This is a genomic window from Sphingobium olei, assembly GCF_042678845.1.
Lineage (GTDB): Bacteria > Pseudomonadota > Alphaproteobacteria > Sphingomonadales > Sphingomonadaceae > Sphingobium > Sphingobium olei.
This window is the reverse complement of sequence record NZ_JBHTLS010000005.1, coordinates 153638-177836: the sequence shown is the minus strand read 5'-3', so window position 1 is coordinate 177836 and position 24199 is coordinate 153638. Positions and strand designations below refer to the sequence as shown.

Below are 24199 nucleotides of genomic sequence, written 5' to 3'. Positions count from 1 at the left end.
AAGGTTACTGCCCGTATCCCGCCTGCCGCGCCACGCTCACCGCCTCGCGCGCCGCCGCCAGCAGCGCGCCGCTCTTCGCCTCGCACTCGCGCTGCTCATATTCCGCCTGCGAATCCGCGACGATGCCCGCGCCCGCCTGCACATGCATGACGCCGTCCTTCAGCACGGCGGTGCGCAGCACGATGCAGCTGTCCATATTGCCGTCCGGCCCGAAATAACCGACCCCGCCGGCATAGGCGCCGCGCGTCTCAGGTTCCAGTTCGGCGATGATCTCGCAGGCGCGCACCTTCGGCGCGCCCGACACGGTGCCGGCCGGGAAACCAGCGAACAGCGCGTCGATCGCATCCTTGTCGTCGGCAAGGCGGCCCACGACGTTCGATACGATGTGCATGACATGGCTGTAGAATTCGACGGTGTAGCTTTCCGTGACCGTCACCGATCCGGCGGCGGCGACCCGGCCGACATCGTTGCGGCCCAGGTCCAGCAGCATCAGATGTTCCGCCCGTTCCTTGGGATCGGCAAGCAGGCTTGTCCGATTGGCCGCGTCCTCAACGGCGTTCGCGCCGCGCGGTCTCGTGCCCGCGATCGGGCGGATGGTGACTTCGCCGTTGCGGGCGCGCACCAATATCTCCGGGCTCGACCCGATCAGCGCGAAGCCGGGCAGGTCGAGATAATAGAGGAAGGGCGACGGGTTGATCCGCCGCAACGCGCGGTAGAGCGCGATGGGCGGCAAGGTGAAGGGGCTGGTGAAGCGCTGCGCCAGCACCACCTGAAATATGTCGCCCGCGACGATATAGTCCTTCGCTTGCTCCACCATGCGCGCGTAACGGCCCGGCTCCAGCACCGGCGTCACCGCGACATCCGCGATCTCGGCGGCTGCGAGCAGGGCGGGCAGCGGCGCGGCCAGCTTCGCTGCGGCGGCATCGATCCGCTCCAGCGCCGCCTCTATCGCGCGGTCGGCGTCGGTGAAGCTGCCCTTCCACACCGGCGCGACCAGATAGAGTTGATCGGCCAGCCGGTCGAAGATCAGGATGACGGTCGGCCGCACGAACAGCATGTCGGGCACGCCGATGGGGTTGGGGGCGGGGCGGGGCAGTTTCTCGACCAAGCCCACCGTCTCATAGCCGAAATAGCCGACGAGGCAGGCGAGCGCGGCGGGTAGGGCCGGGTCCATCGCGGCGCGACATTCCGCCACCAGCGCGCGGAGCGCATCGAGCGCACCGCGCTCCTCGGGCACGAAGGCGTCGCGGTCGGTCGCCCAGTGCCGGTTGATCTCGGCCCGTTCGCCCTGCGCGCGAAAGACGAGGTCGGGCGCGATGCCGATCAGGCTGTACCGCCCGCGCACCGCGCCGCCCTCGACTGACTCCAGCAGATAGTCGCCCCGGTCGGGCTCGAACAGCTTCAGCGCGGCGGAAATCGGCGTGTCGGTGTCGGCGATCTGCCGCCGCCATACCAGCGCCGATTCGCCCCGCGCCAGCGCCGCCCGCGCGCTCTCGATGCCGTCCGCTCCCCCGGTCGCAGCCATCTTACTGGCCGCTGTTGGTGGCGGACAGTGCCTGCCGCACCTTGGCGACGGCGTTCGCGTTGCGGGTCACGCCCAGTTCCTTTTCGACCGCGCGCTCGAACTGCTGGCCATATTCCTGGCCCACCACTTCGGCGAGTTGGGTGCGGACCTGATTGAGCAGCTCGGGTTGTCCCTTCGCGTCGCCGCGCTCGATCTTGTTGAGCTGCACCACGAAATAGCCGCGATCCTGGCCTATGGGGAGCGTCTTGACCGTGTTGGCCGCCATCGCGAACATGATCGCGACCTCCGCCGGGGGGCGCTGCTGGCCGCGCATGATGTCGGCGCGGCGGCCGCCCAGCTGCTGAGGCGGGGGCAGCCTGACGCCCGCCTGCGCGATCGCGTCGGCCAGCTTCATGCCCTTGGCAACCTTCGCCTGGATCTGCTCGGCCAGTGCCTTCGCCTTGCGATTGCCTTCATTGAGCTTGTACTGCGCCAGCACCAGTTGCTTGACCTCGGCCAGCGGCGGCGGCGCGGCGGCGACGATCTCGCCGGGCGCGGCCAGCGCGTAGCGCTTGTCCGGGGTGATCGGCACCAGTTGCGCGTCGTCGTCGGCGCTCATGCCGAACACCGGCGCGATCAGCGGCTGCAGGTCCGGCCCGGCGGTGAAGGCGGCATCACGCACTTGCTTGCCGGTCGCCAGCACCAGCGGGCTGGTCTCCAGCTTCAGCCCATTATCCTTCACCACTTCCTCGAAGGTGCCGCCATCGGCGATGGCGTCCTCGATCTTGCCGGTGAAGTCGGTCAGCAGCTGCTTCTCCTTCTGCGCGCGCAGCTTCTCGATAATCTCCCCGCGCACGGCCGCCAGCGGTTGGGCAGGGGTTTCCTTGACCGCCGTGACGCGGACCAGCAGCCAGCCGAGCGGCGCACGGATCGGGCCGACAAGGTCGCCCTGCTTTGCCGCCCACGCGGCGTCGGCCGCAGCCTTGCCCGCCGACGCGGTCAGCGCCTCGCGGCTCTGGTCGGCCAGCGTCGCCACCGCAAGGCCGGCGCCCTGCGCGGCGGCGGCGAGCGATGTGCCGCCCTTCACCTTCGCCGCGATCGCCTTGGCGCCTGCCTCGGTCGGCAGCACCAGCTGCTCGACGCTGCGGCTTTCCTTGGCGGCGTAGGCGGCCTTGTTCTGATTGTAGCTGGCGGCGATCTCGGCATCGGTCGGCTGCGCCGCCTGCGCGAAACGCTCCGCATCGATCAGGGCGTAGCGGATGCGGCGCTGCTCGGGGATGGTGAAGCGCGCGCTGTTCTTCTTGTAATAGTCCGCCAGCTGCGCGTCGGTCGGTTTCTTCTCGTCCAGGAAGGCGATGGAGGGGATCGCCGCCACCGTGCCCTGCCGCGTCTCCAGCAGCAGCGAGGCGTAGGGCATGACCTGGCTGTCGGTCAGCTTCGCGCCCAGCCCGACCGGGGCGATCAGATGCCGTTGCAGGATCTCGCGGCTGATGTCGTCGCGCAGCGCCTGCTCCGTCAGCCGCTCGCGCGTCAGAAGGGCGCGGAACTGATCCTGGCTGAAATTGCCGGCCGCGTCCTGGAAAGCGGGGATCTGCGCGATCTGCGCGTCCACCAGCCGCTTCGAGATATGGACGTCCTGGCTGTCGGCAAAGGCCTTCAGCGTCAGCGACGCGACCAGCTGGTCATAGACTTGCGCCGCGCCGCCCTGCGCCAGGAAGTCTCCGATCTGCAGGCCCGGATTGGACTTGCGTGCATTTTCGAACACGCGCTGCACCCGGTCCTGCAGTTCGCCCTCGCTTAACGTATAACCCTTCGCCTTGGCGGCCGATCCGCCGCTCAGGATCGATCCGCTGCCGAATTTCCCGCTGCTGATGTCGCCCATGATGAAGGCGGCGGCGATAACCCCAAGGAACAGGATCGCGATCAGCGCGCCGAACTTGGAATGGATGATGCGGCGAAAGACAGAGAGCATGGATGGGTCCGGAACTGCGGGCGATATGGCGGCCCGCTTTAGGCGGGGAAGCGCCCGGCGGCAAGGCTTGGGCTGGACAAATGCGTGAGGGCCGTTCATCGGCTCGATACAGCATCCCGCCGATCCGGGGAGACGCCGTGGCCGGGGCCGTGGCGGCGGAGCGGTGGGGGCGACGTGCAGCAATAACGACAAGGGATACAGGCGATGGACAGGCGCAAGCTGGTAGTCGGCAACTGGAAGATGAACGGGATGCGCGCGCATCTCGACGAGGTGGAGGCGATCGGCCGGGTCGCGGCGCAGCACCCGGCGGTCGAGGTGGGGCTGTGCCTCCCCGCCACGCTCATCATGGCGGGATCGGAACGGCGCGGCGCGGCCTTCATCGGCGCGCAGAACTGCCATATGGATATCAGCGGCGCCTATACCGGTTCGCTTTCGGCAGAGATGCTGTGCGAGGCAGGGGCGAGCTGGGTCATAACCGGCCATAGCGAACGGCGCGAGGCGCGGGGCGAAACCAATGAGGATATCGCGGCCAAGTCCGCCGCTGCCCATCGCGTCGGCATGAAGGTGATCCTGTGCGTCGGCGAGACCATCGAGGTGCGCGACGCGGGCCGCGCCGAAGATGTGGTGTCGCAGCAGTTGCTCGCCTCCTTGCCCGAAGGCGCGGCGGCGGACTGGCTGGCGGTCGCCTACGAACCCATCTGGGCGATCGGCACCGGCCGCATTCCAACAATGGAGGCGGTCGCCTCCATGCACGCCGCGCTGCGCGCCGCGCTCGCCACCCGGATCGGCGCGGAGGCGGACAAGGTCCGTATCCTCTACGGCGGATCGATGAACGGGGACAATGCCGCCGACCTGATGGCGCTTGCCGATGTGGACGGCGGCCTGGTGGGCGGCGCCAGCCTCTCCGCCGCGAAGTTCGCGCCGATCATCGAAGCGGCCGACAAGCGGATGAAGGCGGCGGCGTAAAGAGCTGCCGCCGATCCAAATTCGTCATGCTGAACTTGTTTCAGCATCCATCGCGCCTCTGGATTTCTTCGCATGAGAGGATGGATGGACCCTGAACCAAGTTCAGGGTGACGAACGGGAGAGGTGGGCTTGAACAGGCCGACGCTGACAGGTTGCCCCGACGCCCCATCGTCGCTATGTGCGCGCCAACGCACCCATTACCGGACACCAACGTCGCATGTTCACCTTCCTCCTCGTCGTGCAGGCCATCGTGGCGGCCTTGCTGGTCACCGTCATCCTGATGCAGAAGTCGGAAGGCGGCGGTCTGGGCGTGGGTGGCAGCCCGTCGGGCTTCATGTCGGCACGCGGTGCGGCGGATTTCCTGACGCGTTCGACGACGATCCTCGCCAGCATCTTCGTGCTGCTGTCGATCGTCATGGCGGTGATCGCCTCGACGCGTCACGCGCCGGCCGACATCGACACCTCGCTGGTGCGTCAGGCGCCCGCGACCCAATCGGCTCCGGCCCAGCCGAACGCCGATCCGCTGGCCGGTGCGGCGAGCAACGCGGCGTCCGCGCCCGCGTCCAACGGTGCGGTTCCGCTCGCCAACTAACCGCTCCATCGATCCTTCGATCTTTTTTTAGGCGCGCGTGGATTCGCGCGCTTGCCCTTTGTTGTTCCGAAAGGCTAAGCCTCTCCTCCCATGACGCGGTATATTTTCATCACCGGCGGCGTGGTCTCCTCGCTTGGTAAGGGCCTGATGGCCGCATCCCTTGCAGCGCTGCTGCAGGCGCGGGGTTTCCGTGTGCGAATCCGGAAATTCGATCCCTATCTGAACGTCGATCCCGGCACGATGTCGCCCTATCAGCATGGCGAAGTCTATGTGACCGACGACGGGGCGGAGACCGATCTCGACCTCGGCCATTATGAGCGCTTCACGGGCGTTTCCGCGCGGCAGAGCGACAATGTGACGCAGGGCCGCGTCTATCAGACGATCATCCAGCGCGAACGGCGCGGCGACTATCTGGGCGCGACGGTGCAGGTGATCCCGCACGTCACGGACGAGATCAAGGCGTTCGCGACCGCCGATACCGAGGATCTGGACTTCGTCCTGTGCGAGATCGGCGGCACGGTGGGCGACATCGAATCGCTGCCCTTCATGGAGGCGATCCGCCAGCTGCATAACGATCTCGATCGCGGCCAGTCGATCTTCGTCCATGTGACGCTGGTGCCTTATATCGCCGCGGCGGGCGAGCTGAAGACCAAGCCGACGCAGCACAGCGTCCGCGAACTCACCTCGCTCGGCATCCAGCCCGACATCCTGCTCTGCCGCTGCGAAAAGCCGCTGCCCGAAAGCGAGCGGCGGAAGATCGCGCTCTTCTGCAACGTCCGCCCCGAAGCGGTCATCCCGGCGCTCGACGCCAAGAGCATCTACGCGGTGCCGGAACAATATCATGCCGAAGGGCTGGACGAGGAAGTGCTGCGCGCCTTCGGCATCGCCGACGCGCCCGCGCCCAGGCTCGACCGCTGGACCGACATCATGGACCGGCAGCAGAACCCGGAGGGAGAAGTCACGATCGGCGTCGTCGGCAAATATGTCGGCCTGCTGGATGCCTACAAGTCGCTCTACGAAGCGCTGACCCATGGCGGCTTCGCCAACCGGGTGAAGGTCAACATTAAGTGGATCGACGCCGAACTGTTCGAGAAGGGCGATGATCTCGCCGTCAGCCTTGAACCGATGCACGGCATCCTCGTCCCCGGCGGCTTCGGCGTGCGCGGGTCGGAGGGCAAGATCGCCTCCGTCAAATTCGCGCGCGAACGCAACGTCCCCTTCTTCGGCATCTGCCTCGGCATGCAGATGGCCTGTATCGAAGGCGCGCGGAACACGGCCGGCATAGCCGAAGCCTCCACCACCGAATTCGGCGAAACGTCGGAGCCGGTCGTCGGCCTCATCACCGAATGGATGAGCGCCGAAGGCTTGCAGAAGCGCACGGCCGAAACCGACCTTGGCGGCACGATGCGCCTGGGCGCCTATCCCGCCAAGCTCGACGGCAACAGCGTTGTCGCGGGCATCTATGGCGTGACCGACATCAGCGAACGCCACCGCCACCGCTACGAAGTGAACGCCGGCTACCGCGACGCGCTGGAAAAGGGCGGCCTTATCTTCTCCGGCATGTCGCCCGATGGCACGCTGCCCGAAATCGTCGAGCGGCCGGACCACCCCTGGTTCGTGGGGGTTCAGTTCCACCCGGAACTGAAATCCAAGCCCTTCGATCCGCATCCGCTCTTCGCCAGCTTCATCGAGGCGGCCGTCAAGCAGAGCCGGCTGGTTTAAGAGAATCGGGGCCAATCAGGCCCCGTTTTCGCATTACTCTGACGGCGTCAGCTTCAGCAGCCTGCCCTGCGATCCGTCCCTGCCATCCTCCAGCAGCCATAGCGCGCCGTCCGGCCCTTGCTCCACCTCGCGGATGCGGGCGCCCATGTCCCACTGGTCCGCCTTGGACGCGGCGTCGCCGTTCAGCTTCACGCGCACCAGGCTCTGACTGGACAGGCCGCCGATGAACAGGCTGTTCTTCCACTGCGGGAAAAGATCACCCGAATAATAGGCCAGCCCGGCCGGCGAAATCACCGGGTTCCACCAGACCTTGGGCGCCTCGAACCCGTCGCCCGCCTTGTGGTCGGGAATGTCCCGCCCGTCATAATGGCTGCCGTTGGACGCCAGCGGATAGCCATAGTTGAGGCCGGGCTTGATGAGGTTCACCTCGTCGCCGCCCTTGGGGCCCATTTCCTGCTCCCACAGCCGCCCGTCCTTATCGAACGCCAGCCCCAACAGATTGCGATGGCCATAGGACCAGATGGCGGGGTCAAAGCCCTTCGCCGCCAGCGGATTGCCCGCCGCTGGCGTGCCGTCCAGGTTCAGCCGCAACACCTTGCCAAGCGTCGCCTTCGAGTCTTGCGCCGGATCGAATTTCTGGCGCTCGCCATTGGTGAAGAACAGATATCTGCCGTCGGGCGAAAAGGCGATGCGCCCCGAATAATGGCCGTTCCCCTCGACATAGGGGCTGGCGCGGAAGATCACCTGCACCTTGTCGAGCTTCGTCGTCCCGTCGCTCGCCTGGTTGAAAATGCCCCGGGCGAGCGCCACGCCCTTCTCCCCGCCGCGCGCCTCGGAGAAGCTGAAATAGACAGCCTTGTCCTGTGCGAAGGTGGGGGAGGGGACCACGTCCATCAGCGCGCCCTGACCGGCGCTGTCGACTGCGGGAATGCCGGCCACGGGAATCTTCGTCCCGTTCTTCGGATCGAACAGGATCATCTCGCCCGCCTTTTCTGTCACCAGCGCGCGACCGTCCGGCAGGAAAGTCATCGCCCAGGGCGAATCGAAATCGGCGATGACCGACATCTTGAACGGCTTTTCGGCCGAAGCCGCGCTGTTCTGGCCCGTCGCATTCTCGGCCGAACAGGCGATGAGGATGAGGGGCATCGCGGCGAAAATGAAACGGCGCATCCGTGTCTCCCATGGATCGATGAACGATTTTGCTGACGGCTAGAATGTGTCGCAACGAATAATGTTGCAGAACCATGCCGCCCCGCCTATATCGCCCTTGCTTCCTTACATCGTCAAACATGTCGGGGTCGCGGGCGGAACGCTCGCGGCACGAAGGAAGCTGCACATTTGTATCTGGAGATTGCATGGCGGACATCGCCGCACTGACCGCGCTGATCGAACCCGAGGTGAAGGCCCTTGGCTTCGACCTCGTGCGCATCAAGCTGTTCGGGTCGGGCGACGACTATACGCTTCAGATCATGGCGGAAGACCCCAAGACGAAGCAGCTCGTGATCGAGGATTGCGCCACCATATCGCGCCGCCTGTCGGACGTGCTGGACGAAGCCGACCCGATCGAGGAAGCCTATCGGCTGGAGGTCAGCTCGCCGGGCATCGATCGTCCGCTCACCCGCCTGCATGACTATCGTGAATGGGCGGGGCATGAGGCGAAGATCGCCGCGACCGAACTGGTGGAGGGGCGCAAGAGCTTTCGCGGCCTGCTGAACGGCGTCGATGGGGAGGATATCCTCTTCACCGATGCGAAGGCGGGGGATGTGCGCATCCCTTTCGGCCTCGTCCATGATGCGAAGCTGGTGCTGACCGATCGACTGATTTCTGCTACCATGCCGCTCTCTTCCGACGGGGCGGATGAATTTGAAACCGAGGAATAAGGGTTCATAACGTCATGGCCAACGCCATTTCCGCCAACAAGGCCGAGCTGATCGCCATCGCCAATTCCGTGGCGAGCGAAAAGATGATCGACAAGGCCATCGTCATCGAGGCGATGGAAGATGCGATCCAGCGTGCGGCGCGCGCCCGCTACGGCGCGGAAAACGACATCCGCGCCAAGCTCGATCCCGACAGCGGCGACCTGCGCCTGTGGCGCGTCGTGGAAGTGGTCGGCACGGTCGAGGATTATTTCAAGCAGGTCGACCTCAAGCAGGCGCAGAAGCTGAAGAAGGACGCCGTGATCGGCGACTTCATCGTCGATCCGCTGCCGCCGATCGATCTCGGCCGCATCGACGCCCAGTCGGCCAAGCAGGTGATCTTCCAGAAGGTCCGCGATGCCGAGCGCGAGCGTCAATATGAGGAATATAAGGACCGCGTGGGTGAGATCATCACCGGCGTCGTCAAGTCGGTCGAATTCGGCCATGTCGTCGTCAACCTAGGCCGCGCTGAAGGCGTCATCCGCCGCGACCAGCAGATCCCGCGCGAAGTCGTTCGCGTCGGCGACCGCATCCGCTCGGTCGTGCTGAACGTCCGCCGCGAAAATCGCGGTCCGCAGATTTTCCTCAGCCGCGCGCATCCCGAATTCATGAAGAAGCTGTTCGCGCAGGAAGTCCCCGAAATCTACGATGGCGTCATCACCATCATGGCGGCTGCGCGCGATCCGGGCAGCCGCGCCAAGATCGGCGTCATCAGCCGCGACAGCAGCATCGATCCGGTCGGCGCCTGCGTCGGCATGAAGGGCAGCCGTGTCCAGGCCGTCGTGCAGGAAATGCAGGGCGAGAAGATCGACATCATCCCTTGGAGCGAGGATACCGCGACCTTCGTCGTCAACGCGCTCCAGCCCGCGCAGGTTGCCCGCGTCGTCATCGACGAGGAAGAAGAGCGGATCGAAGTCGTGGTTCCCGACGACCAGCTATCGCTCGCCATCGGCCGCAGGGGCCAGAATGTCCGCCTCGCCAGCCAGCTGACCGGCAAGGCCATCGACATCATGACCGAGGCGGATGCGTCGGAGAAGCGGCAGAAGGAATTCGTCGCCCGCTCCGAAATGTTCCAGAACGAACTGGATGTGGACGAGACGCTGTCCCAGCTTCTGGTGGCCGAAGGCTTCGGCGAACTGGAAGAGGTCGCCTATGTCGAGGTAGACGAACTCGCGTCGATCGAGGGCTTCGACGAGGAACTGGCCGCCGAGCTGCAGAGCCGCGCGCAGGAAGCGCTGGAGCGCCGCGAGGCCGCTGCCCGCGAAGAGCGTCAGGCGCTGGGCGTCGAGGACGCTCTGGCCGACATGCCGCACCTCACCGAAGCGATGCTGGTGACGCTGGGCAAGGCGGGCATCAAGACGCTGGACGACCTCGCCGACCTCGCCACCGACGAACTGGTGCAGAAGAAGCGCGTCGATCAGCGCCGCCGCAAGAATGACAGCGGCAACGAGGACAAGGGCGGCATCCTGGCGTCCTACGGCCTCAGCGACGAGCAGGGCAACGAGATCATCATGGCTGCCCGCGCCCACTGGTTCGAAGAGGAAGCGTAAGAGACACATGCCTTTCGTCGACATCCGCCTGGCGGGCAGCGCCACTCGCGAGCAGAAGGCCGCGATCGTTGCTGACGTGACCGGGTCGCTCGTGGAGCGGCTGGGCAAGCCGGCGGCTGCCGTTCAGATCGTCATCTCCGAAATCTCCACCGAAAATTACGCGGCCGGCGGGCAATTGCTCGCCGACCGCGCCCCGACGTCTCAACCAAGGGAGGACGCCCATGCTGCGGACACTCCCCGATGAGAGAATAGCCGCTCCTCGCAGCGTTGGACTTGCCTTTCCATCCGCTCTGGCGGAGGCGCGCGCATGACCGAACGCAAATGCATATTGACCGGTGACCGCGCCGATCCCGACACGCTGATCCGCCTCGCAGTCGGGCCGGAAGGTCAGGTGCTGCCCGACATCCGCGCCAAGGCGCCGGGACGGGGTGCATGGATCGGCGTCACGCGCGCCGAACTGGAAGCCGCATTGGCGAAGGGCAAGCTCAAGGGCGCGCTCGCCCGCGCGTTCAAGGCCAACGAGCTTTCCATTCCCGACGATCTGCCGGCAATGATCGAGGATGGGCTGCGTCGCGCGCTGCTTGACCGGCTGGGGCTGGAGGCGCGCGCCTCCATGGCCCTGACGGGGTCGGAAAAGATCGACGTCGCCTGCCGCAAGGGGCAGGTCCACCTGCTGCTCCACGCCAGCGACGCCGCGGCCGATGGCAACCGCAAGCTCGACCAGGCATTGCGCGTCGGACAGGAGGCGGAGGGCACGGATTTGGCGGGGATAACCTTGCCTGTGGACCGAAACGCCCTATCTATGGCAATGGGGCGGGATAATGTCGTCCACATCGCGGTGATCGACTCGCGCGCGGCCTCGCGCCTGCGCGCGGCCATAGGCCGCTTGGAAAGCTATCTGGGTTGCGCTAACGGGGCGCCTGCGCGTGTGGGGCATGACTCCGCCGATGCGCCGGGCGTCAGCGGCTAGGCATCATATTGGGCGCCGACGGGCCTTTCCGGTCGGATGCATGTTTGAAGGGTATAGTTCAGTCGTATGAGTGACAGCAAGGAAGACAAGCCGGTTCTGGGCCGCAAGCCGCTGGGCATCAAGCGGACCGTGGAATCCGGCCAGGTGCAGCAGCAGTTCAGCCATGGCCGCAAGAATACGGTCGTGGTTGAGGTGAAGCGGCGCCGCGTTCTGGGCAAGCCTGGCGAGACGGCCGGTGCTGCTCCTGCGACTGCGCCCCAGCCCGATCCGACGCCCGCGTCGCGTCCTGCCGCGCCCGCGCCGCAGCAGCGCGCGCCGCAGCCGGCCGCGCCCGCCCGTCCGGCCGCGCCGCAAAGCCTGATGTCGCGTCAGGAATTGCAGGCCAAGCTGCTGCGCGAGGCAGAGGAAGCCCGCATGGCCGCGCTGGAGGATGCGCGCCGCCGTGAGGACGCCGCGCGCCAGGCCGCGAGCGAAGAGGAAAAGCGTCGCGCTGAGGAAAACCGCCTCGCTGCCGACGCGGCGCCTGCACCGGCCGCGCCCGAAGCGGCCCCCGCGCCGGCTGCGGTCGAGGAACCGGCTGCGCCTGCCGCCGACGAAACCCGCGAAGAAGCGCCCGCCGCTCCGGTTGCGGCCGCCGCGCCGCCGCCGCGCCGCTTCACCCCGGTCACGCCGGTCAAGCGCCCCGAACCCGCCAAGCCCGAGCGGGCCAAGCGCGGAGACGATAATCGCCGCCAGGCCGGCAAGCTCACCGTCACCCGCGCGCTCGCGGATGACGACAGCGCCCGCGCCCGCAGCCTCGCCGCGCTGAAGCGTGCCCGCGAAAAGGAAAAGCGCGCTCATTATTCGGGCGGCGCGCAACAGCGCGAAAAGCAGGTTCGCGATGTCGTAGTGCCTGAAAGCATCACGGTGCAGGAACTTGCCAACCGCATGGCCGAAAAGGGCGCGGATCTGGTCAAGGCCCTGTTCAAGATGGGCACCGCCGTCACGCTGAACCAGCCGATCGATCAGGATACGGCGGAACTGCTGGTCGAGGAATTCGGCCACCGCATCCAGCGCGTGTCCGACGCCGACGTCGAAATCGGCATGGAAGGCGAGGTCGATGCGCCCGAAACGCTGCAGCCGCGTCCCCCGGTGGTGACGATCATGGGCCACGTCGATCATGGCAAAACCTCGCTGCTCGACGCGCTGCGCGGCACCAATGTGGTGTCGGGCGAAAGCGGCGGCATCACCCAGCATATCGGCGCTTATCAGATCAAGACGAAGGGCGGCGATCTCGTCACCTTCCTCGACACGCCGGGCCACGAGGCTTTCTCGGAGATGCGCGCACGCGGCGCGAACGTCACCGACATCGTCATCCTGGTGGTGGCGGCCGACGACGGGCTGATGCCGCAGACGATCGAGGCGATCAACCATACCAAGGCGGCCGGCGTGCCGATGATCGTGGCGATCAACAAGGTCGACAAGCCCGAAGCCAATCCGCAGAAGGTGCGCGAGCGCCTGCTGAGCGAGGAAATCGTGGTCGAGGACATGGGCGGCGACGTGCAGGACGTGGAAGTCTCTGCCCTCAAGCGCACTGGGCTCGACGAGCTGCTGGAGAAGATCCTGCTCCAGGCCGAACTGCTCGAACTCACCGCCAATCCCGACCGCCCCGCCGAAGGCAATGTGGTCGAGGCGCAACTCGACAAGGGCCGTGGCGCGGTCGCGACCGTGCTGGTGCGCAAGGGCACGCTCAAGATCGGCGACACCTTCGTCATCGGATCGGAAAGCGGCAAGGTGCGCGCGATGATCAACGACAAGGGCCAGCAGGTGAAGGTCGCCGGCCCCTCGACTCCGGTCGAGGTGCTGGGTCTTTCCGGCGTGCCGATGGCGGGCGACCAGCTCACCGTCGTCGAGAACGAAGCACGCGCCCGCGAAGTCGCCGCCTACCGTCAGGAACAGGCGACCAAGAAGCGCACGACCGCTGCACCCACCAGCTTCGAACATATGTTCTCGGCGCTCAACACCACGGTCATCGAATATCCGGTGGTGGTGAAGGGCGACGTGCAGGGTTCGGTCGAAGCGATCGTGTCGTCCTTGAACCGCATCTCGACGGACGAGATCAAGGTGCGCATCCTCCATTCCGGCGTCGGCGCGATCACCGAAAGCGACGTCACGCTGGCCGCTGCCAGCCGCGCGCCGCTGATCGGCTTCAACGTGCGCCCCAATGCCAAGGCGCGCCAGCTTGCCGAGCGCGAGAAGGTGTCGCTGCGTTACTATGACGTGATCTACGACCTCCTTGAGGAAGTGCGCGGCGAAATGGCGGGCCAGCTGGCGCCAGAGCGCATCGAAACGGTCGTCGGCCGCGCCGAAGTGCTTCAGGTGTTCCCGGCCGGCAAGAAGGACAAGGCAGCCGGTCTGCTCGTCATGGACGGCATCATCCGCAAGGGCCTGGCCGCGCGCCTCACCCGCGACGATGTCATCGTGTCGCGCACCAACATCGCTTCGCTCCGTCGCTTCAAGGACGACGTCTCCGAAGTCCGTGCGGGCATGGAGTGCGGCGCGGTGCTGCAGGACACGAACGACATCAAGGTCGGCGACACGCTCGAGCTGTTCGAAGTCGAGGAACGCCAGCGCACACTGTAAGTTACAAAATTCGGTCAAGGAATTTAGCTAAAGGCTAAATTCCTTGACCGAATTTTGTAGTGAGTATAGCTTGCCACGGTGGATATCCGCTTCTCGAAGACAGCGATGAAGGCGCTGCTACGATCGAACAAGCGGACGCTCATCCGTCAGAAGATTGACGAGCTGGCGAATGACCCGGCTTCGCTGGATGTCAATGTGAAGCGCTTGCAAGGGCGTCCCGAATATCGATTGCGGGTGCAGGACTGGCGCGTCATCTTCCGCATCGATCAGGATATCCTCTGGATAGATGATATAGCGCCGCGCGGATCGGCCTATGAGGTGAACCCATGACCGTTCAGATAGTTGAAATCGCCGGGCAGAAGATCGCCATGCTGCCGATGGATGATTATCAACGGCTTGTGGATATTGCCGAGGACAAGGCGGATGTTCACGCTTCGATTGAAGCGGAACGGCGTGCGCGAGAAGGAGAGGAGTATATTCCCTCCGAGATTTTGGATCGCATCTTGGCTGGCGAAAATGCGCTTCGCGTCTGGCGCAACTATCGTGGGTTGACCCAAGGCGTTCTGGGAGGTCAGGTCGGCTGTACCTCCGAACATTTGAGCATGGTCGAGACCGGACGTCGACAGGCAAGCGCACAATTATGGCGCAGGCTCGCCGCTGCTCTTTCAGTCGATCTCGATGACATCATGCCTTTGGAAAACTGACAATGTCCAACCAACCCGAAGGCCCCTCCGTCCGCCTGCTCCGCGTGGGCGAGCAGGTGCGCCATGTCCTGTCCGACATTCTTCAGCGCGGCGACGTGCATGACGATGTGCTTGCCAGCCATGTCGTGAGCGTCACGGAAGTGCGCATGTCGCCCGACTTGCGTCACGCGACCGTGTTCATAAAGTCGCTGCTGGGGCAGGATGAGGAAGCGGTGCTGAAAGCGCTGCGCACCAACACCGCCTATCTCCAACGCGAGGTCGCGACCCGCATCCGCCTCAAATATGCGGCCAAGCTCAAATTCCTTGCCGACGAGAGCTTCGACGAAGGCAGCCATATCGACCAGCTGCTCCGCGATCCCAAGGTCGCGCGCGATTTATCGTCTGAGGAGGACGGGGAAGAATAATCTTCGCCCCGGCGCGCAGCCGCGCTACGAGTCCCCACTGATCGAAACGGGAGGTGCGGCGCACATGAAGACTATCGGATGGATCGCGGCCGCCCTGTTGCTGGCGCCCTCCGCCGCTTATGCCAAAGAGCCTGCGGCGCTGTCCGCCGTCATTGCCGACCCGCCGCCCGATGCGGCCTATCCCGCCGGCATGAGCGCCTTCGTGATTCCCGCGCAGGACGGGGCAATGAACGCCGTCATGTATACCGCTTCCGGCAGCGGCACGCATCCCACGCTGCTGTTGCTGCACGGCTTTCCGGGCAATGAGCAGAATCTCGATCTGGCGCAGGCCGCCCGCCGCGCCGGGTGGAACGTGCTCACCCTTCATTATCGCGGCAGCTGGGGCAGCCCCGGCCGCTTCTCCTTCGGCAATGCGTCCGAAGACGCCTTCGCCGCGCTCCAGTTTCTCCAGCAGCCCGCCACCATCGCGAAATTCCGCATCGACACCAGCGCAATCGTCGTCGCCGGGCACAGCATGGGCGGTTTCATGGCGGCCGACGCCGCTGCGGCCGAGCCGCGCGTCGCCGGCCTGTTCCTGATCGACCCCTGGGATCCGTCGCAGACGGCCGCCGCGCTTGCCACGCCCCAGGGGGAGGCGGCTTGGAAAGCGGAAGTAGAGGGCGACCTGCCGCCGCTCGCCGGCGCGACCTATGACAGCCTGACTGCCGAGATCAAGGAAGACAGCGCGAAGTTCGACCTCGGCCGCCGTCTCGCCGGATATGGCCGCCGTCCGCTCACCATCGTCGGCGCGGAACGCGGCATCGGCGATCAGGCGCGCCGGGCCGCCGCCGATGCGCAGGGCGCAAACCCCAATGCGCGGCTCAGCATCTGGCCGACCGATCACAGCTTCTCCGACAAGCGGATCGCGCTGGCCGACGCGCTCGTCCGTTTCCTCGCTAGCGTCGCGCCCACAATTCGCTAAGGGCCGCGCGATGGCCAAGCTCTATTTCTACTACAACTCGATGAATGCGGGCAAATCCACGACGCTGCTGCAATCCGACTTCAACTATCGGGAGCGCGGCATGGAGACGATGCTGTGGACCGCGGCGGTGGACGACCGGTTCGGGCGCGGGCGCATCGTTTCCCGCATCGGGCTGGAGGCGCAGGCGCATCTGTTCGATCCGGCAGTCGACATCTTTGCCGCCATCGCGGCCCGCCATGGCGACACGCCGCTGTCCTGCGTGCTGCTGGACGAAGCACAGTTCCTCACCCGCGATCAGGTATGGCAACTGGCCGCCGTCGCCGACCGCCTCGGCATTCCCGTCCTTTGCTATGGCCTGCGCACCGATTTCCAAGGCGAACTCTTTCCCGGCAGCGCCCATTTGCTCGGGCTGGCCGACGTGCTGAGCGAGATCAAGACCGTGTGCGACTGCGGGCGCAAGGCGACGATGAACCTGCGCGTGGACGGGCAGGGCAGGGCGATCCGCCAGGGCGCGCAGACGGAAATCGGCGGCAACGATCGCTATGTCGCGCTCTGCCGCCGCCACTTCGTCGAACAGATGCAGGGCTGACAGCCGCCGCCCGTCCGTCTAAGCCCCGCCGCCATGCATGGCTGGATCATTCTCGACAAACCCTTGGGCCTTGGCTCCACCCAGGCGGTGAACGCGGTCAAGCGCGCGCTGCGCATCCAGAGGGACGTGACCGGCGGCATGGAAAAATGGAAGGTGGGACACGGCGGCACGCTTGATCCGCTGGCGACGGGCGTGCTGCCGATCGCGGTGGGCGAAGCGACCAAGCTCGCTGGGCGGATGCTCGACGGCGACAAAATCTACGACTTCACGATCCGCTTCGGTGAACAGACCGACACGCTCGACTTGGAAGGCAGGGTGATCGCGCAGAGCGAGCGTCGCCCGACGCTGGCGGAGGTCGAGGCGATCCTGCCGCGCTTCACTGGCCTCATCGAACAAGCCCCGCCGGCCTACAGCGCGATCCTGATCGACGGCCAGCGCGCCTACGACCTCGCCCGCAAGGGGGAGGAAATGGAGATGAAGACGAGGGCGGTGACGGTGCATTCTCTGTCTCTTTCCCTCCCCCTTGGGGGGGAGGATGGCGAAGCTTGCTCGCGAAGCGCGCTAGCACAGCCTGGAGAGGGGGAAGATGTGCGATCCCCCTCTCCAATTTCGGCTAGGCTGCAAGCTGCCAAGCCTCCATATCCTCCCCCCCAAGGGGGAGGGCAGGTGGGCAGCATCACCCTCACCGCCCATGTCTCGAAGGGCACCTATATCCGCTCTCTCGCCCGCGACATCGCTCTGGCGCTCGGCACGGTCGGGCATGTCACGATGCTGCGCCGCCTGAAGGCCGGGCCGTTCACCCTGCAATCGGCGATTTCGCTGGACAAATTGGACGAAGCTGCTAGGGGCGGCGACCTCGGTGGCGTGATGCTGCCGTTGACGGCGGGGCTGGACGACATCCCGGCTCTGCCCGTCAATCCCGATGAAGCGCTCGCTCTCCGCCAGGGGAAGGTGCTGATCGGGAAACCGCACACCGGTCTCCTGCTGGCGATGTTGGGCGAAACGCCCGTCGCGCTGGTGGAGTCCAGTGGCCCGGAAATCCGGGTGGTGCGCGGCTTCAATCTCTAGACATGAAAGGAAGCCCGATGTCGATCACTGCAGAGCGCAAGGAAGCGCTGATCAAGGAACATGCCCGCGCCGAAGGCGACACCGGTTCGCCGGAAGTCCAGGTTGCGATCCTGTCGGAACGCATCTCCAACCTGACCGAGCATTTCAAAGGTCATCACAAGGATAACCACAGCCGTCGCGGCCTGCTGATGCTGGTCAACAAGCGCCGTTCGCTGCTGGACTATCTCAAGAAGAAGGACGAGGGCCGCTACAGCGACCTCATCTCCAAGCTGGGCCTGCGCAAGTAAGTCTGCTACAGAAGGAACGGCCCCCGACGGGGCCGTTTCCGATTCCGGGACGGGCGCAATCCGGCGACCCGTTCCGTCCAAGGGGCCATACGATGCTCCAAAACCGCAGCGGGCCGGTTTAGTCCGCAGATGAGGCCCCGCCGGGCAATAGGGCCATGGCGGGCGAAGGAAAAAGCATGTTTGATGTAAAGAAAGTTTCGATCGAGCTGGCAGGCAAGACCCTGACTCTCGAGACCGGTCGCATTGCGCGTCAGGCCGACGCCGCCGTGCTGGCGACCTATGGCGAGACGGTGGTGCTGTGCGCCGTGACCGCCGCCAAGTCGGTGAAGGAAGGCCAGGACTTCTTCCCGCTGACCGTCCACTATCAGGAAAAATATTCGGCTGCCGGCCGCATCCCCGGCGGCTTTTTCAAGCGCGAGCGCGGTGCGACGGAAAAAGAAACGCTGGTTTCCCGCCTGATCGACCGCCCGGTCCGCCCGCTCTTCCCCGAAGGTTTCTACAACGAAATCAACGTCATCGCCCAGGTTCTGAGCTTTGACGGCGAAAGCGAGCCTGACATCGTCGCGATGATCGCCGCCTCGGCCGCGCTGACACTGTCGGGCGTGCCCTTCCTTGGCCCCATCGGCGCGGCGCGCGTTGGCTACAAGGACGGCGAATATCAGCTCAATCCCTCGCTCGACGAAGTGAAGGAAGGCGAACTCGACCTCGTCGTCGCCGCGACCGGCAATGCCGTCATGATGGTCGAATCCGAAGCCAAGGAACTGTCGGAAGACGTGATGCTGGGCGCCGTCCTCTTCGCGCACGAAGCGTCGAAGAAGATCGTCAACGCGATCATCGACCTCGCCGAGCAGGCTGCCAAGGATCCCTGGGACATCGCCAAGGGCGACGATCTGGGCGATCTCAAGAAGAAGCTCACCAAGCTGATCGGCAAGGACATCGCTTCGGCCTACAAGCTGACCGACAAGTCCGCACGTTCCAATGCCCTCAATGAAGCCCGTGCCAAGGCGAAGGCCTATTTCGCGGAAGAGGGCCTCGACGCCCAGACGGTGATGGCCGGCATCAAGCTCACCAAGAAGCTGGAAGCCGAAATCGTGCGCACCGCCATCCTCAAGGAAGGCAAGCGCATCGACGGCCGCACCACCACGCAGATCCGCCCGATCGAGGCGATGGTCGGCTTCCTGCCGCGCACCCATGGTTCGGCGCTGTTCACCCGCGGTGAAACGCAGGCGATCTGCACGACCACGCTGGGCACCAAGGACGCCGAGCAGATGATCGACGGCCTCACCGGCCTGCACTATGAAAACTTCATGCTGCACTACAACTTCCCGCCCTATTCGGTCGGTGAAGTGGGCCGCTTCGGCGCGCCAGGCCGCCGCGAAGTGGGGCATGGCAAGCTGGCGTGGCGCGCGCTGCACCCCGTGCTGCCGAGCAAGGACGAGTTCCCCTACACGATCCGCGTCCTCTCCGACATCACCGAGTCCAACGGCTCCTCCTCGATGGCGACCGTCTGCGGCGGCTCGCTCTCGATGATGGACGCGGGCGTTCCCTTGAAGCGTCCGGTGTCGGGAATCGCCATGGGCCTGATCCTGGAAGGCAAGGATTTCGCAGTCATCAGCGACATCCTCGGCGACGAGGATCATCTTGGCGACATGGACTTCAAGGTGGCGGGCACGGAAGCGGGCATCACCACCATGCAGATGGACATCAAGGTCGCCGGCATCACGCAGGAAATCTTCGAGGTCGCGCTGCGTCAGGCAAAGGAAGGCCGTGCCCATATCCTGGGTGAAATGAGCAAGGCGCTGTCCTCGACCCGCACCGAACTGTCAGCCCATGCTCCCCGCATCGAGACGATCCAGATCGACAAGTCGAAGATCCGCGACGTCATCGGCACCGGTGGCAAGGTCATCCGCGAAATCGTCGCGGAAACCGGCGCGAAGGTCGACATCGACGACGAGGGCATCATCAAGATTTCGTCGTCCGACATCGCCCAGATCGAAGCCGCCAAGAAGTGGATCCTCGGCATCGTCGAGGAAGCGGAAGTCGGCAAGATTTACACCGGCAAGGTCGTCAACATCGTCGATTTCGGCGCCTTCGTGAACTTCATGGGTGGCAAGGACGGGCTCGTCCACGTTTCCGAGATGCGCAACGAGCGCGTCGAAAAGCCGACCGACGTCGTGTCGGAAGGCCAGGAAGTGAAGGTCAAGGTTCTCGAAATCGACCCGCGCGGCAAGGTGCGCCTGTCGATGCGCGTCGTCGATCAGGAAACCGGCGAGGAGCTGGAGGACACCCGTCCCGCCCGCGAACCGCGCGAGCCGCGCGGCGACCGGGGTGAAGGCCGTGGCGATCGCGGTCGTGGCCCGCGCCGGGACGGCGGTGATCGTGGCGGTCGTGGTGGCGATCGCGGCCCGCGTCGTGACCGTGGCCCGCGCGGCGACGGCGGCGGCCGTGGCAATGGGGGCGGCGATGACGACGGCTCCAGCGCCGGCCTGCCCGATTTTCTGACGCAGGACTGACACGCGGCATCCCGATGGATGATGGAATTGGGGCGCATGGGTCAACCCTGCGTCCCTTTTTCATGCCTGCGATCATCCATCTAATCTCGATCAATGTGCATCCGAAACTTTCTGTTACGTTGGCGTGCCAGGGTCGGGGATCAGCATGCAGCGGGTGAATGAGCGTTTCGTCGAGCGTCTGCCGCTTGTGCCGGATAGGCCAGCCTACGCTTATCTCGTCACCTTCGCCTTTTGCGTCATTGCGCTCGCCCTCCGGATGGCGGCCGGCCCGCTGCTGCCCAGTGGCTATCCCTTCGTCACCTTCTTTCCCGCCGTTATCCTCGCTTCCTTCCTGTTCGGGGTGAGGCCCGGAATATGCGCGGCGCTATTGTGCGGCTTCCTGTCGTGGTATTTCTTCATCCCGCCACATGGCCAACTGGTCCTGAACCCGGCGGTGGCGGTGGCGATGCTCTTCTACACCGGCGTGGTAACCATCGACATCACCCTCATCCACTTCATGCAGCGCGCCAATTACAACCTCGCGGTGGAACGCGAACGCAATCGCGTCCTGGCCGAAAACCGCGAATTGCTGTTTCACGAGCTTCAGCATCGCGTATCGAACAATCTTCAGGTCGTCGCCGCGATGCTGAGCCTGCAACAGCGCCATCTGGACCATGACATCGCCCGGCGCGCGCTGGAGGATGCGTCCGCCCGCGTCGCGCTCGTCGGTCGCATCAGCAGGGCGCTCTATGATCCGTCTGGCGCGGGGCAGGACATGCGCGCCTTCCTCTCGACGCTCTCGGCGGACATATTGGACGCCAGCGGGCGGCAGGACGTCGCCGTAGCCGTCGAAGCGCCGGACGGACTCAAACTGGACTCGCACGTCACCGTGCCATTGGCGTTGATCGTCGCGGAATCGGTCAGCAACGCCATCGAGCATGGCCTGCCGCATCGTGCCGGGACGATCCGCATCCTGATCGATCAGGATGCAGACGCATTGACGCTGCGCATCGCCGACGACGGGGAGGGGGTCGCCCCGGATTTCCAGATCGGCCGGGAGCATTCCTCTCTCGGACTCCGCATCGCGCAGGCGCTCGCCAGCCAGCTTGGCGGCCGTTTCACCCTGACGCCCGCGCCGGATCGGGGGGCGGTGGCGACGCTCACCCTGCCGGCGCGCGTGGCGCGCTGAACCTTCCGCCGCGCCATGCCATTCTGCCGCTTGGCGGGCGCGCGTCCCTCCGCTATGACCCGCCCATGCTGACGAAATCCCTGACGCGCATCGGCGCGGCCCCCATCACCGCTATTGCCGCACCGATCCTGCTCGCAGCCCTCCTTTCGGGATGCGCGACGTCGAAGAACAAGGCCGACACCCAATATGTCGCCCGCGACGTGTCGACCCTTTACAATAGCGGCAAGGACCGTCTGGATCGCGGCCAGTACAAGCTCGCCGCCGCGCTGTTCGACGAAGTGGAGCGCCAGCATCCCTATTCGCCCTGGGCTCGCCGCGCGCAGCTCATGTCGGCATTCAGCTACTATATGAACCAGGATTATGCCGAATCCATTTCGGCGGCGCAGCGCTTCCTGTCGATCCACACCGGCAACAAGGACGCGCCCTACGCCTATTATCTGATCGCGCTCTGCTATTATGAGCAGATCGCGGACGTCACCCGGGACCAGAAGATCACAAGCCAAGCCCTGGACGCGCTCGGCGAACTGATCCGCCGCTACCCCGACACCCGCTACGCCGCCGACGCCCGGCTGAAGGTCGATCTCGTCAACGATCACCTTGCCGGCAAGGAAATGGAGATCGGCCGCTTCTATCAGCGCCGCGGCCAATGGCTTGCCGCCACGCTGCGCTTCCGCACCGTGGTCGACAAGTACCAGACGACCACCCACACGCCGGAAGCGCTGGAGCGTCTGGTCGAATCCTATCTCTCGCTCGGCATCCCCGCCGAAGCACAGAAGGCCGCCGCCGTCCTGGGCCGCAACTATCCGGGTTCCGAATGGTATGAGCGCAGCTACAAGCTGATGGAGCGGCATGGCGGCAAGGCGTAGCGTAAACTATTCCCCTCCCTCTTAGGGAGGGGCTAGGGGTGGGTCGCGAGCGAAGCGAGCGTCCGGCCTCACCATTGCAGGCGCTGCCAAGGCGGCGCACCCACCCCCGGCCCCTCCCTGGAAGGGAGGGGGGAGTAGCTTGTTTGCTGACCAGTCTCGCCATCCGCAACGTCGTGCTGATCGAGGCGCTGGACCTGGAGTTCGGCGCTGGCCTCTCCGTCCTCACCGGCGAAACTGGCGCTGGCAAGTCGATCCTGCTCGACTCCCTCGGCCTTGCGCTCGGCGCGCGCGCCGACAGCGGCTTGGTGCGCGCGGGAGAGACGCAGGCGAGCGTGGTCGCCGCCTTCGAGCCGCCGGCCGGCAATACCCGCGCCGCCGCCCTGCTCGCGGACAATGGCATAGAGATGGAGCCGGGCGAGCCGCTGCTCATCCGCCGCACATTGAAGGCAGACGGCGGCAGCCGCGCCTTCGTGAACGACCAGCCCTGTTCCGCCGCGCTGCTGCGCGATCTTGGCGGGATGCTCGTCGAAATCCACGGCCAGCATGACGACCGCGGCCTGCTGAACCCACGCGGCCACCGCGCGCTGCTGGACGCCTATGGCCGCTGCGATGCGGCGGCGGTGGCGTCCGCCCACGCGGCCTGGCGCGCCGCTGCGGCGACCCTTGCCGATGCGCGCGCGACCGTGGACAATGCCGCGCGCGACCGCGACTATCTGACCCATGCGGTCGAGGAACTATCGAAATTCGCGCCCGAACCCGGCGAGGAAGAGATACTCGCCGCCGAACGCGCCACGATGCAGAAGGGCGCGCGCCTGTCCGACGATCTCGCCGCCGTCAGCGACTGCCTCACCGGATCGGACGGCGGCCTCGCCCAGTTGCGGCAGGCTGCCCGCCGCCTCGACCGCATCGCCGGGGAGGATGCGGCGCTCGCCGCCGTGCTCGAAGCGCTCGACAGGGCGGTGGTGGAAGCGGGCGAGGCGGAGGATCGCCTGGCCGAAGCGGCCGAGGCGCTGTCCTTCGATCCCGCCCGGCTCGACGCCATCGAAACCCGGCTGTTCGACCTGCGCGGCCTCGCGCGCAAGCATCAGGTCGCACCCGACGACCTCGCCGCCCTGCGCGACGAGATGGCGGCGAAGCTCGCCGCTATCGAAGGCGGGGAGGAGCATCTTGCCGCACTGGAGAAGGATGTCGCTGTCAAGGCGGACGCCTATCGAGCCGCTGCCCAGACCCTGTCCGCTGAGCGCCAACTCGCCGCCGGTCGCCTCGACGCCGCCGTCGCGGGCGAACTCGCACCGCTGAAGCTGGACGCTGCCCGATTCCGCACCGTGGTCGCCGCATTGGACGAAGGCCAGTGGAGCGCGCAGGGCACGGACCGGGTCGAGTTCGAAATCTCGACCAACCCCGGCGCGCCCTTCGCCCCGCTGGCGAAGATCGCATCCGGCGGCGAACTGTCCCGCTTCATCCTGGCGCTCAAGGTCGCGCTGGCCGAGCGGGGCGGGGCGGACACTTTGATCTTCGACGAGATCGACCGGGGCGTCGGCGGCGCGGTCGCGGACGCGATCGGCGAACGCCTCTCCCGCCTCGCCGAAAGCAACCAGATCCTGGTCGTCACCCACAGCCCGCAGGTCGCGGCGCGCGGCGCGGGGCATCTCCTCATCGCCAAGTCGAGCGACGGCACCGTCACGCGCACCGGCGTCCACGCGCTTGACGCCGCCGAACGCCGCGAGGAAATCGCCCGGATGCTCTCCGGCGCGGAAATCACGGCGGAGGCGAGGGCGCAGGCGGAACGCTTGCTGGAGAGGGTTTGACTCCTACCTCCGTTCGG

Annotated in this window: 22 protein-coding genes; 19 read left to right on the top strand and 3 right to left on the bottom strand. The window is 65.7% G+C overall.

Features of this window, described 5'->3' with window-relative positions; translation table 11 throughout:
- Window positions 1-4: 4 nt before the first annotated feature.
- Together trpE and ACFQ24_RS00895 are read right to left on the bottom strand one after the other, a co-directional pair.
- The gene (gene trpE, locus ACFQ24_RS00900) at window positions 5-1525 is read right to left on the bottom strand and encodes an anthranilate synthase component I (RefSeq protein ID WP_380908427.1); all 1521 of its coding nucleotides are present in this window, start codon (window positions 1523-1525) and stop codon (window positions 5-7) included.
- Window position 1526: 1 nt separating this feature from the next.
- Complete coding sequence (locus ACFQ24_RS00895; RefSeq protein WP_380908425.1) at window positions 1527-3476, bottom strand: SurA N-terminal domain-containing protein; 1950 nt, start codon at window positions 3474-3476, stop codon at window positions 1527-1529.
- 204 nt (window positions 3477-3680) lie between these two features.
- Here ACFQ24_RS00895 and tpiA point away from each other — a divergent pair, with 204 nt between their 5' ends.
- From tpiA to ACFQ24_RS00880, 3 genes are all read left to right on the top strand, one after another.
- On the top strand, window positions 3681-4442 hold the full coding sequence (tpiA, locus tag ACFQ24_RS00890; protein ID WP_380908423.1) for a triose-phosphate isomerase: 762 nt from the start codon (window positions 3681-3683) through the stop codon (window positions 4440-4442).
- 217 nt (window positions 4443-4659) lie between these two features.
- Window positions 4660-5034, top strand: coding sequence for a preprotein translocase subunit SecG (secG, locus tag ACFQ24_RS00885; protein WP_380908421.1), 375 nt, complete (start codon window positions 4660-4662; stop codon window positions 5032-5034).
- 90 nt (window positions 5035-5124) lie between these two features.
- The gene (locus tag ACFQ24_RS00880; RefSeq protein ID WP_380908419.1) at window positions 5125-6756 is read left to right on the top strand and encodes a CTP synthase; all 1632 of its coding nucleotides are present in this window, start codon (window positions 5125-5127) and stop codon (window positions 6754-6756) included.
- A gap of 33 nt (window positions 6757-6789) precedes the next feature.
- Here the strand turns inward: ACFQ24_RS00880 and ACFQ24_RS00875 are convergent, their stop codons facing one another.
- Window positions 6790-7926 (bottom strand): PQQ-dependent sugar dehydrogenase, encoded by a 1137-nt coding sequence (locus ACFQ24_RS00875; RefSeq protein WP_380908417.1) that lies wholly within the window; start codon window positions 7924-7926, stop codon window positions 6790-6792.
- Between the two features lie 185 nt (window positions 7927-8111).
- Here ACFQ24_RS00875 and rimP point away from each other — a divergent pair, with 185 nt between their 5' ends.
- From rimP to recN, 16 genes are all read left to right on the top strand, one after another.
- Complete coding sequence (gene rimP, locus ACFQ24_RS00870) at window positions 8112-8636, top strand: ribosome maturation protein RimP (RefSeq protein WP_380908415.1); 525 nt, start codon at window positions 8112-8114, stop codon at window positions 8634-8636.
- 14 nt (window positions 8637-8650) lie between these two features.
- Window positions 8651-10222, top strand: a complete 1572-nt coding sequence (gene nusA, locus ACFQ24_RS00865; protein WP_380908413.1) for a transcription termination factor NusA — start codon at window positions 8651-8653, stop codon at window positions 10220-10222.
- Between the two features lie 7 nt (window positions 10223-10229).
- The gene (locus ACFQ24_RS00860) at window positions 10230-10466 is read left to right on the top strand and encodes a tautomerase family protein (RefSeq protein ID WP_380908411.1); all 237 of its coding nucleotides are present in this window, start codon (window positions 10230-10232) and stop codon (window positions 10464-10466) included.
- 63 nt (window positions 10467-10529) lie between these two features.
- Window positions 10530-11192, top strand: a complete 663-nt coding sequence (locus tag ACFQ24_RS00855; protein ID WP_380908409.1) for a DUF448 domain-containing protein — start codon at window positions 10530-10532, stop codon at window positions 11190-11192.
- Window positions 11193-11258: 66 nt separating this feature from the next.
- Window positions 11259-13814: a translation initiation factor IF-2 gene (infB, locus tag ACFQ24_RS00850; protein WP_380908407.1), complete on the top strand. Its 2556-nt coding sequence runs from the start codon at window positions 11259-11261 to the stop codon at window positions 13812-13814.
- Window positions 13815-13892: 78 nt separating this feature from the next.
- Window positions 13893-14144: a type II toxin-antitoxin system RelE family toxin gene (locus tag ACFQ24_RS00845; protein ID WP_380908405.1), complete on the top strand. Its 252-nt coding sequence runs from the start codon at window positions 13893-13895 to the stop codon at window positions 14142-14144.
- A complete protein-coding gene (locus ACFQ24_RS00840; RefSeq protein ID WP_380908403.1) occupies window positions 14141-14518 on the top strand; it encodes a helix-turn-helix transcriptional regulator in 378 nt (125 codons plus the stop codon). Before ACFQ24_RS00845 ends, ACFQ24_RS00840 begins: the two co-directional genes overlap by 4 nt.
- Before the next feature lie 2 nt (window positions 14519-14520).
- Window positions 14521-14922, top strand: a complete 402-nt coding sequence (rbfA, locus tag ACFQ24_RS00835; RefSeq protein ID WP_380908401.1) for a 30S ribosome-binding factor RbfA — start codon at window positions 14521-14523, stop codon at window positions 14920-14922.
- Between the two features lie 64 nt (window positions 14923-14986).
- The gene (locus ACFQ24_RS00830; RefSeq protein ID WP_380908399.1) at window positions 14987-15883 is read left to right on the top strand and encodes an alpha/beta hydrolase; all 897 of its coding nucleotides are present in this window, start codon (window positions 14987-14989) and stop codon (window positions 15881-15883) included.
- 10 nt (window positions 15884-15893) lie between these two features.
- The gene (locus tag ACFQ24_RS00825; RefSeq protein ID WP_380908397.1) at window positions 15894-16472 is read left to right on the top strand and encodes a thymidine kinase; all 579 of its coding nucleotides are present in this window, start codon (window positions 15894-15896) and stop codon (window positions 16470-16472) included.
- Window positions 16473-16505: 33 nt separating this feature from the next.
- Window positions 16506-17540: a tRNA pseudouridine(55) synthase TruB gene (truB, locus tag ACFQ24_RS00820; RefSeq protein WP_380908395.1), complete on the top strand. Its 1035-nt coding sequence runs from the start codon at window positions 16506-16508 to the stop codon at window positions 17538-17540.
- 17 nt (window positions 17541-17557) lie between these two features.
- Window positions 17558-17827 carry a 30S ribosomal protein S15 gene (gene rpsO / locus ACFQ24_RS00815; protein WP_380908393.1) on the top strand — a complete coding sequence of 90 codons (270 nt, stop codon included), beginning with the start codon at window positions 17558-17560 and terminating at the stop codon, window positions 17825-17827.
- Window positions 17828-18003: 176 nt separating this feature from the next.
- The gene (gene pnp, locus ACFQ24_RS00810; protein WP_380908392.1) at window positions 18004-20340 is read left to right on the top strand and encodes a polyribonucleotide nucleotidyltransferase; all 2337 of its coding nucleotides are present in this window, start codon (window positions 18004-18006) and stop codon (window positions 20338-20340) included.
- A 145-nt stretch (window positions 20341-20485) separates the two neighbouring features.
- Window positions 20486-21508: a sensor histidine kinase gene (locus ACFQ24_RS00805; RefSeq protein ID WP_380908390.1), complete on the top strand. Its 1023-nt coding sequence runs from the start codon at window positions 20486-20488 to the stop codon at window positions 21506-21508.
- A gap of 65 nt (window positions 21509-21573) precedes the next feature.
- A complete protein-coding gene (locus tag ACFQ24_RS00800) occupies window positions 21574-22374 on the top strand; it encodes an outer membrane protein assembly factor BamD (protein ID WP_380908388.1) in 801 nt (266 codons plus the stop codon).
- 143 nt (window positions 22375-22517) lie between these two features.
- Window positions 22518-24182, top strand: a complete 1665-nt coding sequence (gene recN, locus ACFQ24_RS00795; protein WP_380908386.1) for a DNA repair protein RecN — start codon at window positions 22518-22520, stop codon at window positions 24180-24182.
- Window positions 24183-24199 lie beyond the last annotated feature (17 nt).